Raw genomic sequence first — 16,172 nt, forward strand, 5'->3', positions numbered from 1 at the left:
TTTTAGTCCTTTAGAGTATCGCAAGGGGCGCTAACCAGCCCCGAATTAGTTTCTATCCCAGCGCCTTGCGGATCACCCGGGCGATGATCCAACCCAGCAGCACGCCTGCGCCCACTGCCCAAACCGGGTTTATGAAGTTCATGTACTTTGTGTTCACATAAACAACCCCCAACAGGCCACCGAGTACTGGCAACGCGTATCCAAGCGCTGTCAGCAGGTCATCCCTGCAGATACGTTGTTGGCGTTTTGGCGTCATCAGCCGACTGATCCCTCAAGGCTGATCGCGACCAACTGCTGCGCTTCCATCGCGAATTCCATGGGCAGCGCCTGGAGCACATCCTTGCAGAACCCGTTGACGACCAACGCCACTGCTTCTTCCTCGTCCATCCCGCGTTGGCGGCAATAGAACAGCTGATCGTCATCAACCTTTGAGGTTGTCGCCTCATGTTCAACCCGAGATGAGTTGTTCCTGACCTCGATATAAGGCACAGTATGCGCCCCGCATTTGTCGCCGATCAACAGGCTGTCGCACTGCGTATAGTTGCGACTGTCCTTTGCCTTGGGGTGCATCGAAACCAGCCCGCGATAGGTGTTCTGCGCCCGACCGGCGCTGATTCCTTTCGACACAATTCGTGACTTGGTGTTCTTGCCCAAATGAACCATCTTCGTGCCGGTATCGGCCTGCTGCATGTTGTTGGTAATAGCGATCGAGTAGAACTCACCCTGGCTATCCTCACCCCGAAGGATGCAGGACGGGTATTTCCACGTCACAGCCGAACCGGTTTCCACCTGCGTCCACATCACCTTGGACCGATCACCCCGGCAATCGGCGCGTTTGGTGACGAAGTTGTAGATACCGCCCTTGCCGTTCTCATCCCCGGGGAACCAATTCTGTACGGTCGAATACTTTACCTCGGCATCTTCTTCGAGAATGATTTCAACCACTGCGGCATGAAGCTGCGCCGTATCACGTTGCGGCGCTGTACAGCCTTCAAGATAAGAGACGTAGGACCCCTTGTCGGCAATGATCAGCGTGCGTTCAAACTGCCCGGTGTTTTCCGCGTTGATACGGAAATAGGTGCTCAGCTCCATGGGGCAGCGCACCCCCGGTGGGACGTAAACGAACGAACCGTCCGAGAACACGGCTGAGTTCAGCGTGGCATAGAAATTGTCCGATACAGGTACGACAGTGCCCAGGTATTTCTTCACCAACTCAGGGTGTTCACGGATCGCCTCGGATATCGAGCAAAAGATGACGCCCGCTTTTTTCAGTTCAGCCTGAAATGTCGTCCCGACCGAAACCGAGTCAAACACCGCGTCAACCGCAACTTTGCGGCCTTCAGCCGGGGCATCCTCAGAACCTTCGACGCCAGCCAAAATCATCTGTTCTTTCAAAGGGATGCCCAGCTTTTCATAGGTAGCCAAAAGCTTGGGGTCGACCTCGTCCAGAGATTTGGGTTTTTCTTCCATCGATTTCGGGCGGGCGTAATAATACTGGTCCTGAAAATCGATCTTGGGATAGCTGACCATGGCCCAGTTCGGTTCTTCCATCTTGGTCCAACGCTCGAACGCAGCCAGACGCCATTCGGTCATCCATTCGGGCTCATCATTCTTGCTTGAAATCAGCTTGACGATATCGGGGTTTACGCCCTTGGGGGCGTATTCCATCTCGATCTCGGTTTCCCAGCCGTATTTGTAGGTTCCGACCTCTCGTACCGCATCAACGGTTTCTTGATCGACACCTTCTTTTACCTGCGTCTGGTCCAAAGCGGCCATGTGACACCCTCCGTCAGATCACGCGGCACGCGCGCGATGCTTTTTCTGTTTTTCCAGCCACGTTTCCGCGAAACGCAGCACATTCTCTTCCGTCGTCTCTGGGCCCAGCGATACGCGAATCGCACTGGCCGCCGCATGTTCATCAAGTCCCATGGCTGTCAGCACCGCACTGGCGCGTACCTTTCCGCTAGAACAGGCCGAACCTGCGCTGATCGCAAACCCCGACAAATCCATCTGCATGACCTGGGTCTCTCCCTTCCAACCCGGAGTCGCGATGCACGTCGTGTTGGGGAGTCGCTCCTGATCTTTCCCGACAAAAATAGTAGCTTTTGAACCGGCCTCAAGAGCGTTTTCTAGAATATTTCTAAGTTCTCTTACTTTTTCCCAAACGCCATTCGCCAAATCGCGCGCCGCAGCTTCTGCCGCCGCCCCAAATCCAGCTATTCCAATCACATTTTCCGTGCCCGAGCGGCGCCCCATCTCTTGCCCGCCACCTTTGATTTGCGCCGCCAAATCGGTGCCGCGCTTCATCACCAACGCGCCAATACCCTTGGGGCCGCCCAGTTTATGAGCAGATATCAAGGCCATTTCGGCACCCAACCAGTTGAACGCAACCGGTAGTTTCCCAAACGCCTGTGTTGCATCAGTTACGGCCAGACCAGCAGGAAGGCTCTGAACAATCCCGGTTTCCGAGTTGGCGAGTTGTAAGGTCGACTGTGAGGGGGTCGAAACCGTAATGCGCCCATCTTGCGACACCAGCAAAACCTCGTTAGTCCAGGCCCTTACCGCGTCATGTTCAATCGCCGCACCTTGTAGGTCCCGCCCCGATATTGCCAACGCTGCCGCCTCAGTCGCACCCGAGGTGAATACTATATCAGCGCCATCCGCCCCAAATGCCGTCGCGATCTGCGCGCGGGCTTTTTCGACCATGGCCTTCGCGGCACGGCCTTCGGCATGAACCGATGACGGATTGCCGACCAGATCCATCGCCGCGATCATTGCATCACGGGCTTCCGGCCTCAGCGGGGCCGTTGCGTTATGATCGAGATAAACTCGTGTCATAGATGTATCTTTTCCAGCATGGGTTTTGGCGATGCAGACAGGTGTTTCATTGGCTCAGTCGTCCACGACTGAAAACAAGTTTGGAACGGCCGGGCATGGCGCAAGATCATTTCGGATGACATCTGACAACCGCGTCTGATGTAGAAAAACGTAAACATGTGCGCTCAGGCTTTCCCATAACCGATTGGTCAGGGACTGCGCCCGACTGCCCGAGGACGCACCCGAAGCCCCGGCACCTTTATGCATCGCATCCACGGTTTCATCGACCGCAGCCAATATTTCAACCACGCGAATTTCGGATGCCGGGCGTGCCAAGCGATACCCGCCCCCGGGTCCGCGAACTGAACTGACCAAATCGGCACGGCGCAGTTTGACGAAAAGCTGCTCTAGATAGGGCAGCGAAATATCCTGACGTTCGGAAATTTCACCAAGCGTCACCAGTTTTTCCGAGGACTGAAGGGCGATATCGGCCAGCGCAACCATCGCATAGCGGCCTTTGGTCGATAATTTCATATCATCCCCTTTTGGCAAGAACCACGCGAAAACATTGACGTCGCCGCAGCCAGTGCGTATCTCCCACTGGCAGCGTTTTCACGCCACACAATGTAATTAGAACCGTTCTAAGGTACCTGATGATTACCGTCAAGATAATCTCAGGGCCGACGCGTCAAAAAACAGGACCAAAGCACACATGCCCGAGGTGATTTTTCCCGGACCCGAAGGCCGCCTGGAAGGCCGCTACCACCCGCAAAAGGAAAAAGACGCACCGATCGCCATCGTGCTGCATCCGCACCCACAATTTGGCGGGACCATGAATAACAAGGTGGTCTATAACCTGCACTACGCCTTCTACAATATGGGCTTCACCGTTCTGCGCTTTAATTTTCGCGGGGTAGGTCGCAGCCAAGGCGAATATGATCAGGGTATTGGCGAACTCAGCGATGCGGCCTCAGCGCTGGATTACCTTCAATCGATGAACAACAACTCCAAGCATTGCTGGGTTGCAGGGTTTTCGTTCGGCGCATGGATCGGAATGCAATTGCTGATGCGTCGCCCAGAGATCACCGGTTTTATCAGTGTTTCACCCCCGGCGAATATGTACGATTTTTCCTTCCTTGCCCCCTGCCCGTCATCTGGCCTGATCATCAACGGATCAGCGGATCGCGTTGCGCCTCCTGCAGATACGACATCTCTGGTCGGTAAACTGCATGAGCAAAAAGGGATCACGATTACACATAACGAAGTCGAAGGCGCGGATCATTTCTTCCAAGAGCGCCACATGGACACGCTGATGACCGACGTAACCGACTATGTGAAACGCCGCCTAACTGAGAATACGCGCTGATGTCTGACACTGTCACGACTCTGGCCGCTCGACTGGCCGAGGACACGATGAAGGTTATGGATGAAACCGGTGAAGATCGGTTCTTTGTTGAGGTCGGCGAGCTCCTAGGCGCGGCGTCCCAAACCCTGGAAGAAGCGTTTCTGACCGAAATCCGGGTTCGGTTGGCAGAGCGCAAGGCCCGGCAGTTTGTGGTCAAGAAATTGTCCGAGCATCGCTCAAAGCTCAAGGCGATCGAAAAGCAGTAAATTCCGAGGCGATTGTAATTCGAACAAAAGAAAAGGAGCCCGAAAGCTCCTTTTCAGATAATCGTTCGGCGGGCGCCTAAACTGAAATACCCGTTAACCGCTCAACATTTTGGGCTGCATCAATGTCGACGGACCCCCCGTCTGCAAGCCACCCCAGCGCCACAATCAAAACCGAAACGATAATGACAGATTTTGCAAAAGTCGTCATCTTACCAAACTCATTAAAAACAAACTAAAAACAATCGAGTTCCTACCACACCTCACAAATGTCGAATAGTCTGGTTTACCTGACCTTTGGTAAAGTTATCCTTTGATGCTTGCTTTCCGAATTCTCTTGCCCGGCAATAGGTACCTATGCTCAAACTTCCGCGATAAATCGGAAAGGCATCCTTCTTGCCCAAGACATACCTATTCCTATTATTGGCGGTCATCGCCGAGACCATCGGGACCACGGCGCTGCAAGCCAGCCATCAGTTCACCCGTTTCTGGCCGTCCGTTCTGGTCGTAGTCGGTTACGGCACCGCATTCTATTTTATGGCACTGACACTGAAGGTACTGCCGGTCGGCATCGTCTATGCGATCTGGTCCGGACTGGGTATCTTCCTGATCGCCTTGATCGGGTTCCTGGTCTTTGGGCAAAAACTCGACTGGCCGGCGATCCTGGGACTTGCGTTGATCCTGTCCGGAATTCTGATCATTCATCTGTTTTCTTCGACGACAGGCCACTGAACGCCTGTTTGTGCTGGTATATTGTGCCGTGCCGCGTTATGCGCCGGGCCAACTTCCCGTTCAAAGGCTGACCTCTCATGGACCTGCGCAACATCGCAATCATCGCTCACGTGGATCACGGCAAAACGACTCTGGTCGATGAGCTCCTAAAACAATCCGGCGCATTCCGGGAAAATCAGGCCGTTGCTGAACGCGCGATGGACAGCAATGATCTGGAACGTGAGCGCGGCATCACCATTCTGGCCAAAGCTACAAGCGTTGAATGGAAAGACACCCGCATCAATATCGTTGACACCCCGGGCCACGCTGATTTCGGTGGCGAGGTCGAACGCATACTAAGCATGGTGGACGGTGTTGTTCTATTGGTCGACGCAGCTGAAGGTCCGATGCCTCAGACGAAGTTCGTCACCTCCAAAGCGCTGGCATTGGGTTTGCGCCCGATCGTTGTTTTGAACAAGGTCGACAAACCGGATGCCGAGCCCGACCGCGCATTGGATGAATGTTTTGATCTGTTCGCCAATCTTGGTGCAGATGACGACCAACTTGATTTCCCCTCCATGTATGCCTCGGGCCGCTCGGGTTGGGCGGATATGGAATTGGACGGCCCTCGCAAGGATCTGTCTGCGCTGTTTGATCTGATTGTTGATCACGTCCCTGCCCCCAAGCAGATCGAAAGGAAGGATGAGCCGTTTCGGATGCTCGCTACGACACTGGGAAGCGATCCATTCATCGGCCGCATTCTGACCGGTCGCGTCGAAAGCGGTACCTTGAAGGCAGGTGAAAGCCTCAAGGCAATCAGCCGCGATGGCGGGTTGATCGAAAATTTCCGCGCCACGAAGATCCTTGCGTTCCGCGGTCTCGGACAACAGCCGATTGACGTCGCCGAAGCCGGCGACATCGTCACAATTGCTGGAATGAGCAAGGCGACGGTTGCAGACTCTCTTGTCGCCCCGCAGGTAATCGAAGCGCTGCCGGCGCAGCCGATCGATCCGCCGACCATCACGGTTACCTTCGGCATCAACGATTCTCCGCTGGCAGGTCGTGAGGGCAAAAAGGTTCAGTCCCGCGTCATCCGCGACCGGCTGATGAAAGAGGCCGAATCAAATGTCGCCATCCGCATCACCGACACACCCGGCGGCGAAGCCTTCGAGGTCGCAGGTCGTGGTGAACTGCAAATGGGTGTTCTGATCGAGAACATGCGCCGCGAGGGATTCGAACTCAGCATCTCGCGCCCTCAGGTCTTGTTTCGCGACGAAGATGGCCAGCGTCTGGAACCCATCGAAGAAGTCACCATCGATGTCGATGACGAATACTCGGGCTCTGTAATCGAAAAAATCACCGGTGCGCGCAAAGGTGAGTTGGCCGAGATGCGCCCCGCAGGCGTGGGAAAGACACGGATCATCGCGCACGTGCCTTCGCGCGGATTGATCGGATATCATGGTGAGTTTTTGACCGACACGCGTGGAACCGGTGTATTGAACCGCGTATTTCACGGCTGGGCCGCCCACAAGGGTTCAATCCCCGGTCGTCGTGCCGGTGTCCTGATTTCGATGGAGAAAGGGCAAGCGGTTGCTTATGCCTTATGGAACCTGGAAGAACGCGGGCGTATGTTCGTTGGCCCGCAAACCGATGTTTATCAGGGCATGGTGATCGGTGAACATTCCCGCGACAATGATCTGGAAGTGAACCCGCTCAAAGGTAAGAAGCTGACCAACGTGCGTGCAAGCGGCTCAGACGATGCGGTACGATTGACGCCCCATATTCAGTTTTCCTTGGAAGAGGCTATCGCTTACATCGATGATGATGAATTGGTCGAAGTAACGCCAAACGCGATCCGCTTGCGCAAGCGCTATTTGGATCCGCATGAGCGGAAGAGAATGGCCCGATCTGCGTAGCCTACGCAGTAACCGAGTTCACACTTTGGCAACAATGACGCATTCGTGGCAAATTTGCGTCAATTAGGAAATAGTCCAAAATCCAAAAGTCCGTCGACATGGCAGGCTTTTCATTTGTTATTAAACGGTTTTTTCCGGATACGGCGAACTGGGATCAGTCATTGCTCCCTACTGGGTGCTTGAAAATGGGACGTAAAAAGGAGAATTTGTGTTCAAAGTATGACGCCGCCCCTATATATGGCGGTGTAGTTAATGAGTATATCCAAGGAGAGGTGCCATGCGCATTAAATCCAAGTTTTTATCAGTTGTTTTCGCCGCGTCTTCTTTCCCTCTGATTTCAGTCGGTTCAGCTCAGGCATCTGAGATGTGTACGGTGAAGACCGCAAAACAATCCGTTTCTTCAAATACGCTTTGCGCCTGTGACGTCGTAAGCTCACGCATGGTGCGCTATATCCAACGGCGTGCTGATTTTGAGAGCATTCTTGAACAAACTCTGCTTGACTGTCCTGCATTCGCTTCGCTGCTGACCGATGCGCCAACCGCTTCTGTCGGCTTTGCCGATCAAAGAAATGGCGACGGCTCGGATAACGAGAACGGCGATGATGGGTTTAATGAGCCACCTGATGCGCCTGAGCCCGAAGACAAACCAGATCCAAAGTCGGATCCAGAGCCGCCTACGGAACCACCCACTAAGCCCGATCCAGAGCCGCCTACGGAACCACCAGTTGGCGGCGGGGATAAGGGGACCTAGATTTCGTTTCGTCTAAGTTTTCAAGAAATAAATAGCGGAGACTGAAGACGCGACATCTCGCCTAAATTGTCTTCAGCTCTGCCCGTAGACACCCACCCAATTACGTGGCTGCTTCGGGTCCTGCATGCGCAGAAACAGATACCGCGTGGCGGACCAGGGTTTGACCTGGTTCGTCAGGTTATCCAAAACCAAATCACCCTGGTTTGAGCGGTAAACCAGTACCGCATGCGAATTTCTGCGGGTGTCCAGAACGGTCGCCAACAACAATTTGCGTGGATCGATCCCCGCTTTGATCAGGTCGCGCTTCTTCAACAAGGCAAAATCTTCGCAATCCCCGCCACGCGTTGTCGGCAAGGCCCACATCTCACGTGTCTTGTATTGCGATTGATCGGTAATTTCACGGGTCGACGCATTTACGCGCCGATTAATCTGGTTAACCAGCTTCATTTCCTGAGCACTGGATAAGGAAGCTGCACCTTTATGTGCACAGGCCCAGGTATATTGATGACACAGCTGCCGTGCACCTGAAGGCGGTGGTGAGGCAGAAACACTCTGTATGAATGCAGCGTCACGCGCTGAGGCGACTGAGCCAATCAGCGTCGAACCAGCGACCAGGGCAACCATACTGAAATGCCCGCTAAACCTTATGGCACGTTCACAGATTATTTTCATCGTAGCGCCAACGGTTGTCATGCCTGTCCCTCAGATCCAGTTCAATCCAAATGATTGGCGTGCCCCAGAACTCTACCATCTCAAAAGAAAAATATCTGCAGGTCGAGGTACTTACGCAATCACTTGTTAAGTTGAGGGAAAAAACGGCGGAAATTCGTCAAATTCCATGACCATTTCCGCACAAGATCATGGCAGCCATTGCCACATTCGAGACTCTCTGGAACTCGATACCCAGAGATCTAATTTTTATCTATTTGTTTTTTAATGATTATTTTAATTTCAGCCTAGGGATCGTATCCCCTTGCGCTGTAATTGACAGGCCCAAATCCGGACCTGTCAAATGATTGCTATTCTGACTTACAGAATCAGTGCGAATCTCAGTCAGTGATTTCGACCACAACCAGTTCACGTTCACTGGCACCACGGGCGTGATCCAGTGCTTGTTGGTATGCAGCAGAGTTATAGCACTCCACAGCTGCTTCGACCGAAGGGAACCGGGCGACCACGTTACGCGGGCGCTCCTTACCTTCCAACTGCACGTATCGCGCGGCACGGGCAATGAACGCACCCCCGTGTGCGGCGATCGCCGGACCCGCAAGTTCAGCGTATTTTCCGTAGGCCTCGGTATCAGTTACCGTTACATGTGCAATCCAGAGTGCAGGCATTTTATCCTCCTAAAACCTGTTCAGCGGCTTTTATCGCTGCGTCCGCGTTCGAGGCATCTTTGCCTCCGCCCTGTGCCATGTCGGGTCGGCCGCCACCGCCTTTTCCGCCAAGCTCGGCAACCGCAGCACGCACCAGATCCACGGCGGATAGCTTTTCAATCAGGTCCTGTGTGACACCAGCAGCTACAGCGGCCTTGCCACCAGTATCCGCAATCAGCAAAACAGCCCCAGATCCCAACCGGCTTTTGTGTTCATCGATAAGCGCCGGTAAGTCCTTACCCGATACTCCAGTCAGAGACTGAGCAAAAAACGCGATCCCATTCACAGCTTTTGCTTCGGCACCACCCTGCCCTGCGCCTCCGGACATTGCCAGATCGCGGCGTAACTGCGCTACTTCATTTTGAAGCAATTTCCGCTCATTCATCAATGACTTTACGCGCGCGACGACATCATCTGGTTGTGCCTTCAGTTCCATGGCAATGGCACCGAGACGATGATCCTGAGCTGACAGGTACTTATACGCGTCGTCACCCGTCAAGGCTTCGATTCTGCGCACACCCGCGCTGCTTGCGCTGTCACCGAGAACCACAAATGTACCGATATCGCCGGTTTGGCGCACATGAGTACCGCCACACAGTTCAATAGACCAGGTCTCACCATCCTGCCCTTTGCCCGTGGGTGCCTTGCCCATCGACACGACGCGGACTTCGTCTCCGTATTTCTCGCCAAACAGCGCCTGCGCACCCAGCGCACGTGCATCATCTGGGGTCATGATACGTGTCTCGACCGTCGAGTTCTGGCGAATAAATGCATTTACCTCACTCTCGACCTTTTGAATCTCTTCCTGCGTCAAAGCTTTGGAGTGGCTGAAATCAAATCGCAAACGATCAGACGCGTTTAACGAGCCGCGTTGGGCCACATGCCCCCCCAGCGTTTCACGAAGCGCTTCGTGCAACAGGTGTGTTGCCGAATGATTTGCGCGAATGGCTGTGCGCCTTGCGTGATCGACTTCCAGCTCAACAGCATCGCCTTTCGAGATCGACCCACGATCAACCGTCACCTTGTGTGCATAAACCTTGCCTTCGGCGAATTTTCTGGTGTCCTCTATGCGGGCGATATCGTCTCGTTCATCAAGCCTGCGGATTTCGCCCGTGTCGCCAATCTGACCACCCGCTTCTCCATAAAACGGAGTTTGGTTGACCACGACCCAACCGCTGCCACCCTGTTCGATCTTGTCGACCAAAGCGCCATCAACCACCAGCGCGGCAATCTGACCTTCGGCCTTTTCAGTATCATAACCCAAAAAATCGGTGGCTCCGGCCGTATCCAGTACATCGAACCAGACGACCTGATCCGCAGCCTCACCGGAACCGGCCCACGCTGCACGTGCCTTTGCCTTTTGATCGGCCATGGCCGCATCAAATCCGTCAGTGTCAACGGTACGGCCCATTTCGCGGAGTGCATCTTGCGTCAGATCGAGCGGGAAACCGAAGGTATCGTAAAGCTTGAACGCCGCGTTGCCGGGCAACGGATCACCTTCTGGCAGATCAGAGACTTCCTCATCCAACAGCTTCAGCCCACGATCCAACGTCTGTTTGAACCGGGTTTCTTCCAGCAACAGTGTCTCTTCGATCAGCGGTTGCGCCTGGCCGAGTTCGGTGTACTGCGCGCCCATCAATTGAACCAATGTCGGCACCAGACGGTGCATAACCGGATCTTTCGCCCCCAGCAGATGCGCATGACGCATCGCACGGCGCATGATGCGGCGCAGAACGTATCCGCGACCGTCATTCGACGGCATGACCCCATCCGCAATCAGGAACGAGGTTGAACGCAGGTGATCTGCAATCACTCGGTGATGCACGTTCTGATCCCCATAGGGATCAACACCTGTCACGTCTGCCGACGCTTCAATCAAGGTCTTGAACAGGTCGGTGTCATAGTTGTCGTGGCTGCCCTGCAGCAACGCGCCAATCCGTTCCAGACCCATGCCTGTGTCGATCGACTGCATATCGAGTTCGACCATAGAGCCATCCTCGAACTGCTCGTTCTGCATGAAAACGATATTCCAGATTTCGATGAACCGGTCGCCATCCTCATCGGCTGAGCCCGGAGGGCCGCCCCAGATATGGTCGCCATGGTCATAGAATATCTCGGTGCATGGGCCACATGGTCCGGTCGGACCCATTTGCCAGAAATTGTCGTTGGTGGCGATGCGGATGATCCGGTCCTCGGGAACGCCTACCTTCTTCCAAATCTCAAATGCTTCGTCGTCAGTGTGGTAGACGGTGGCCAACAAGCGATTCTTGTCGATCCCGAATTCCTTTGTGATCAATTCCCACGCAAATGGAATCGCCTCCGGTTTGAAATAATCTCCGAACGAGAAATTTCCCAGCATTTCAAAGAAGGTATGGTGTCGTGCAGTGTATCCAACATTGTCCAGATCATTGTGCTTACCGCCTGCGCGCACACATTTTTGTGCCGTTGTGGCACGCTTGTAATCACGGGTTTCCACGCCAGTGAACAGGTTCTTGAACTGCACCATGCCCGAGTTCACGAACATCAATGTCGGGTCATTGCGCGGTACCAGCGGGCTAGATGCAACCACTTCGTGGCCCTGCTTGGCATAGTAGTTCAGAAAGGTTGATCGGATATCGTTCAGCGTGGGCATTGGGGCTCTCTCAGCGCGCAATCAGTTTATCCGCAAAGGTTTAGCCCCGCGCCACAGGAGTGTCCACAGGTGAGGCACGCCAGAACGAAACAAGGCGGCCCGAGGAGACCGCCCTGTTCCAGGTATTCTCAGCACCATCGGATGCCGGGGGATTTCTGCTGTTCCCATCAGCAACTATTTAGGCTTCGAGGATATCATCCTCGTCCGCTTCGGGCGGCATCTCGAATTCCAATCCATGAGCCGCGCGAATCTTGTCTTCGATTTCCAGTGCCGCGCGACTGTTATCTCGTAGGTATTGCTTGGCATTTTCACGCCCCTGCCCGATCCGCTCGTCACCATAGCTGAACCACGAACCGGACTTCTCGACCACACCGGCCTTTACACCCAGATCCAGCAGTTCACCCATTTTCGAGATGCCTTCGCCATACATAATGTCGAATTCGACCTGCTTGAACGGTGGCGCAACCTTGTTCTTCACAACCTTCACACGGGTCTGGTTACCGACGACTTCATCCCGATCCTTGATCGCGCCGATGCGGCGGATATCCAGACGGACCGAGCTGTAGAACTTCAGCGCGTTACCACCAGTTGTGGTTTCTGGGCTACCAAACATCACGCCGATCTTCATCCGAATCTGGTTGATAAAGATCACCATGCATTTCGAGCGGCTGATCGAACCCGTCAGTTTGCGCATTGCCTGACTCATCAAACGGGCCTGGACGCCGACACTGCTGTCGCCCATATCGCCCTCAAGTTCAGATTTCGGCGTCAGCGCCGCAACCGAGTCGACGACAACCATGTTCACTGCGCCCGAGCGCACAAGAGTATCAGTAATCTCAAGCGCCTGTTCACCGGTATCAGGCTGTGAGATCAGCAGTTCGTCCAGATCAACGCCCAGCTTACGCGCATATTGCGGGTCGAGCGCATGTTCCGCGTCCACGAACGCGCACACACCACCACGTTTTTGCTGCTCAGCTATACAATGCAGCGTGAGCGTGGTCTTGCCCGAACTTTCCGGGCCGTAAATCTCGACGATCCGCCCCATCGGTAGACCACCGATTCCCAGTGCGATATCCAGCCCCAGCGAACCAGTCGAGCTGGCCTCGATGTCTTGCTTGGAGTCTTCACCCAGCTTCATGATCGAGCCTTTGCCAAACTGTCGCTCAATCTGTGCCAACGCGCTGTCGAGCGCCTTTTGCTTGTCCGCGTTTTTCTTGTCGCTCATTGTCAGAAGATCCGCCATTGTCCTGTCACTATCCCTTTTGTCACACCCTTTGACGGGCGGCAATCGCTGCTTTGTTCGCCTCTTGTTCCTTATGGGACCAAAAAGAGAACATTTCAACTAAAACTTATGAAAATCAGTCTTGGACAATTGTGTTAAAGAGTCGTTTACGACAATCTGCATCTCGAAAAAGCGTTGAAGAGAAAAGATAAATGCTTGTTTTTTATGAAGAGCGTCTGGCGCTTTTATCCGTTCCCAAGACCGGTAGCACGGCGTATCAAACCGCCCTGCGCGACCGCGCCGATCTCGTGATCGCTGGACCGACGGACCTGAAACACGCAAACATGCGCCGTTATGATCGGTTCTTTCAAACGATGTTTCGGAAACTGTTCGACACTGAAATGGAGGTGATGGCGGTTGTTCGCGAACCCATCGATTGGCTGGGCAGTTGGTACCGGTATCGCACACGCCCTGAGTTGGTTGATCACCCACATTCTACACAGACGCTGAGTTTTGATTCATTTGTGATCGCCCATATGCAGAATTCCCCTCCGGCCTATGCGGATGTCGGGTGCCAGAGCGATTTTCTTATGCCGCGCAGCAATGGTGCTGGCGTCAGCCATGTCTATAAGTATGAGAACCAGAGCAAGATTCTGGATTTCCTGCAAAACCGTCTGAACTGTGACATACACCTGCCCCAAGAGAACGTATCGCCCAGACTAGAGCTGGAGCTTTCTAAGGAAACTGAACAGCAGTTTCGCAACCTGCACACTGCAGAATTCGCACTGCATCAATCCGCCGAATAGAAAACTTAGTTGAGTTGCTGAAACACCGCTTCGGTCAATTGTGTCAGCGAGAATGGCTTCGGTAGAAAGGTTGAACTTTCGATCTCGGGCCCGGTTTCGCCAAAGGCACCCTCGGTATAGCCAGACATAAAGACCACGCGAACATCCGGGCGGGTTTTCATCGCCTCACGCACCCAGGTCGGGCCATCCATTCCGGGCATCACCACATCAGTGACGAAAATGTCGACCGTCAGGTTCGGATCATCCAATACCCGCAACGCATCCTCAGCGGATTCCGCCTCAAGCACTGTATACCCCTTCAGTCTCAGTGCGCGCGTCGCGAAGGCGCGAACCGGGGCTTCGTCTTCAACCAACAATACAACGCCTTCACCCTGTGTTGATCGTTGTTCTTCTGGTGCCGCCGCAGTGATGGGTTCAGGAGTATGCGTCGCAGTGCTTACCGGCAAAAGCACGGTAAATTCCGTTCCTGTCCCCATTACGCTGTCCACGAATATAAAACCGCCGGTTTGCTTCACAATGCCATAGACGGTTGACAGGCCCAACCCCGTGCCCTCGCCTGTGCGCTTGGTCGTATAGAACGGTTCGAACACCTTTTGCAGCTTATCCGGGGGGATTCCGACGCCGCTGTCGATCACCTTGACCATAACGTATTCGCCCGGCAGCACTGTCGCCCGGTCACGCGAATAGGCCCGCTCCAAATTCAGAACTTCGGTTTCTATCCGAATCTCGCCGCCGTCAGGCATGGCGTCGCGCGCATTGACAACAAGATTCATCAACACCTGCTCAAGCTGGCGTTTGTCTGCACAGACAGGTTTGAGCACAGGATCATGGCTGAGCGTTAACCGCACCTTTTCACCCACAAGCCTATTCAAAAGATGGATAAGATCTGAAATCGTATCGCGCAAATCCAGAACTTCGGGCCGTAGCGTCTGTTTGCGCGAAAAAGCAAGCAACTGACTGACCAGAGCGGCTGCACGATTGGCATTCTGGTTGATCTGCACCAGATCGCTGTAATTGGGATCGTTTTGATCGTGACGCAACAGCAGCAAATCGCAGTGCCCGGAAATTGCGGTCAGCAAGTTGTTGAAATCATGCGCGACGCCACCTGCCAACTGACCGACGGCCTGCATTTTTTGACCTTGAACAAATTGCGCCTCAAGCGTCTTCAGTTCGGTCGCATCGTTCAGTACTGCAATCAGGCAAACCTGACCGTCTTTCGTGATGCGGGATAGTGTAACCTGAACAAAGACCTCTTTGTCCTTACGGGTAAGACGCAGAAATTCGGACTTTGGTGCGGACTTCTGCTCAACGGTTCGGGCAAGCCAGTCACGAATGGAGTAACCAAGCCCATGCATAATCTCTTCGATGTTGGATTTGCCGGGCTGTATTTCTCCCACCAGCTGAATCGCAAGGCGATTGGCTTCTCTGATTTCGCCACTTGGTGCCAGCTGAATGATCGGAACCGGTAAATCAGCAAATGAGGTTGCCCCTGGCCTGGTGTCGTCATCCGAAATTGGCGTCAAAAGCAGTTCTCGGGTAACTCCGCTTTGCCTCAGCAAAGAAACCAGGACCGATTTATCGCCCTCCGGGGTCTTAACCCGAATAACACGGCCGCAGTCGACCGGATCATCCGTGTCCAATTCGGTGGTCGACAACTCTGCAAGAGTAGTTGGTGCGTGACCAAAAAACCGGGTAGCTGCATCGTTGGCATTCAGGATAACCGCATTCCGCCCGATCGTAATAACCGGCAAACCCACAGTTCCCCAGGGCTGCACTGTTTCCAAAGCAAATCGCCAACAGAACCAATCATGATCCAGTTTTGTTACCGAAACTGGTATCGACTGCCCACGCGTGACCACGTTTTCATCGGCCTTGCCCTGTGTTTTGGCCAGAGTTTGAAGACGCAGCAAAACCGCAGCCGGATTTGCCAAAACGGAACGCAGCGTTTCGTCAATGAGTTTACCGGGATCAGCTGCGAGGCGAGCATTGGCTCGTGTATTGACGAGAACAATCCTGCCGCTCTGGTCCGCAACGATGCAGGCGGCCATGTCTTGTTCTAACAGCGTTGTCAGAACGTCTTTGGTATTCTTCTCAATCCGTTTGGTAACCCAAGTTCGGAGAAAGGCGAACCCCGTCACGGCAAAAAAGGTCAACCCGACGGTCGCAACACCTGCGTTCCATTGTTTTGGCAACACGTCAAAAGCGGCAAGCAAGCATAAGAGAAAGGCAATAAGCCCCAAAGACACGTAGCGCCCACGATCGGATACCCCTGCATCTGATAAACGTGGGAACGCTTCGGAAACACTAGACATAAAACAACTCTTGTTAAGACA

The 16,172-nt window shown here is 53.9% G+C and carries 16 protein-coding genes; 6 read left to right on the plus strand and 10 right to left on the minus strand.

Translation table 11 applies throughout. From position 1 onward, the window contains the following. Positions 1–52: 52 nt before the first annotated feature. Genes Q1B46_RS06680 through Q1B46_RS06695 form a run of 4 tightly spaced genes read right to left on the minus strand, consistent with a single transcriptional unit; the run spans position 53 to position 3,351 of the window. Positions 53–256: a hypothetical protein gene (locus Q1B46_RS06680; protein ID WP_299946139.1), complete on the minus strand. Its 204-nt coding sequence runs from the start codon at positions 254–256 to the stop codon at positions 53–55. After that, the gene (gene sufB / locus Q1B46_RS06685; protein ID WP_299946141.1) at positions 256–1,776 is read right to left on the minus strand and encodes a Fe-S cluster assembly protein SufB; all 1,521 of its coding nucleotides are present in this window, start codon (positions 1,774–1,776) and stop codon (positions 256–258) included. Before sufB ends, Q1B46_RS06680 begins: the two co-directional genes overlap by 1 nt. An 18-nt stretch (positions 1,777–1,794) precedes the next feature. Further along, entirely contained in the window at positions 1,795–2,838 is a 1,044-nt protein-coding gene (locus Q1B46_RS06690) for a cysteine desulfurase family protein (RefSeq protein WP_299946144.1), read from the minus strand. Between the two features lie 54 nt (positions 2,839–2,892). Continuing rightward, positions 2,893–3,351, minus strand: coding sequence for an Rrf2 family transcriptional regulator (locus Q1B46_RS06695; RefSeq protein WP_299660441.1), 459 nt, complete (start codon positions 3,349–3,351; stop codon positions 2,893–2,895). Between the two features lie 178 nt (positions 3,352–3,529). Here Q1B46_RS06695 and Q1B46_RS06700 point away from each other — a divergent pair, with 178 nt between their 5' ends. Then, positions 3,530–4,183 (plus strand): alpha/beta hydrolase, encoded by a 654-nt coding sequence (locus Q1B46_RS06700; RefSeq protein ID WP_299660443.1) that lies wholly within the window; start codon positions 3,530–3,532, stop codon positions 4,181–4,183. Further along, positions 4,183–4,428: a hypothetical protein gene (locus Q1B46_RS06705; protein WP_299660446.1), complete on the plus strand. Its 246-nt coding sequence runs from the start codon at positions 4,183–4,185 to the stop codon at positions 4,426–4,428. Before Q1B46_RS06700 ends, Q1B46_RS06705 begins: the two co-directional genes overlap by 1 nt. Positions 4,429–4,504: 76 nt before the next feature. Here the strand turns inward: Q1B46_RS06705 and Q1B46_RS06710 are convergent, their stop codons facing one another. Beyond that, the gene (locus Q1B46_RS06710) at positions 4,505–4,636 is read right to left on the minus strand and encodes a hypothetical protein (RefSeq protein WP_299660449.1); all 132 of its coding nucleotides are present in this window, start codon (positions 4,634–4,636) and stop codon (positions 4,505–4,507) included. A gap of 185 nt (positions 4,637–4,821) precedes the next feature. On the opposite strand from Q1B46_RS06710, the gene Q1B46_RS06715 reads away from it, so the two are divergent. From Q1B46_RS06715 to Q1B46_RS06725, 3 genes are all read left to right on the plus strand, one after another. Next, positions 4,822–5,157, plus strand: coding sequence for an SMR family transporter (locus Q1B46_RS06715; protein ID WP_299660452.1), 336 nt, complete (start codon positions 4,822–4,824; stop codon positions 5,155–5,157). Between the two features lie 77 nt (positions 5,158–5,234). Next, positions 5,235–7,052 (plus strand): translational GTPase TypA, encoded by a 1,818-nt coding sequence (gene typA / locus Q1B46_RS06720; RefSeq protein ID WP_299946148.1) that lies wholly within the window; start codon positions 5,235–5,237, stop codon positions 7,050–7,052. A 277-nt stretch (positions 7,053–7,329) separates the two neighbouring features. Then, positions 7,330–7,803, plus strand: a complete 474-nt coding sequence (locus Q1B46_RS06725) for a hypothetical protein (RefSeq protein ID WP_299946150.1) — start codon at positions 7,330–7,332, stop codon at positions 7,801–7,803. Between the two features lie 72 nt (positions 7,804–7,875). Here the strand turns inward: Q1B46_RS06725 and Q1B46_RS06730 are convergent, their stop codons facing one another. From Q1B46_RS06730 to recA, 4 genes are all read right to left on the minus strand, one after another. Then, on the minus strand, positions 7,876–8,496 hold the full coding sequence (locus Q1B46_RS06730; RefSeq protein ID WP_366871428.1) for a transglutaminase-like cysteine peptidase: 621 nt from the start codon (positions 8,494–8,496) through the stop codon (positions 7,876–7,878). A 356-nt stretch (positions 8,497–8,852) separates the two neighbouring features. Then, positions 8,853–9,140, minus strand: coding sequence for a DUF1330 domain-containing protein (locus Q1B46_RS06735; RefSeq protein ID WP_299660461.1), 288 nt, complete (start codon positions 9,138–9,140; stop codon positions 8,853–8,855). Position 9,141: 1 nt separating this feature from the next. Further along, positions 9,142–11,811: an alanine--tRNA ligase gene (alaS, locus tag Q1B46_RS06740; RefSeq protein ID WP_299946155.1), complete on the minus strand. Its 2,670-nt coding sequence runs from the start codon at positions 11,809–11,811 to the stop codon at positions 9,142–9,144. Positions 11,812–11,989: 178 nt separating this feature from the next. Further along, positions 11,990–13,054 (minus strand): recombinase RecA, encoded by a 1,065-nt coding sequence (gene recA / locus Q1B46_RS06745; protein ID WP_299946156.1) that lies wholly within the window; start codon positions 13,052–13,054, stop codon positions 11,990–11,992. A 191-nt stretch (positions 13,055–13,245) separates the two neighbouring features. Between recA and Q1B46_RS06750 the strand changes: the two genes are divergently transcribed. Further along, entirely contained in the window at positions 13,246–13,839 is a 594-nt protein-coding gene (locus tag Q1B46_RS06750) for a gamma-glutamyl kinase (protein WP_299946157.1), read from the plus strand. A gap of 5 nt (positions 13,840–13,844) precedes the next feature. Here Q1B46_RS06750 and Q1B46_RS06755 read toward each other — a convergent pair whose 3' ends face one another. Continuing rightward, on the minus strand, positions 13,845–16,151 hold the full coding sequence (locus Q1B46_RS06755) for an ATP-binding protein (RefSeq protein WP_299946159.1): 2,307 nt from the start codon (positions 16,149–16,151) through the stop codon (positions 13,845–13,847). Positions 16,152–16,172 lie beyond the last annotated feature (21 nt).

Origin of the sequence: uncultured Ruegeria sp., from assembly GCF_947500045.1 — a bacterium.
In the GTDB taxonomy this organism is placed as follows: domain Bacteria; phylum Pseudomonadota; class Alphaproteobacteria; order Rhodobacterales; family Rhodobacteraceae; genus Ruegeria.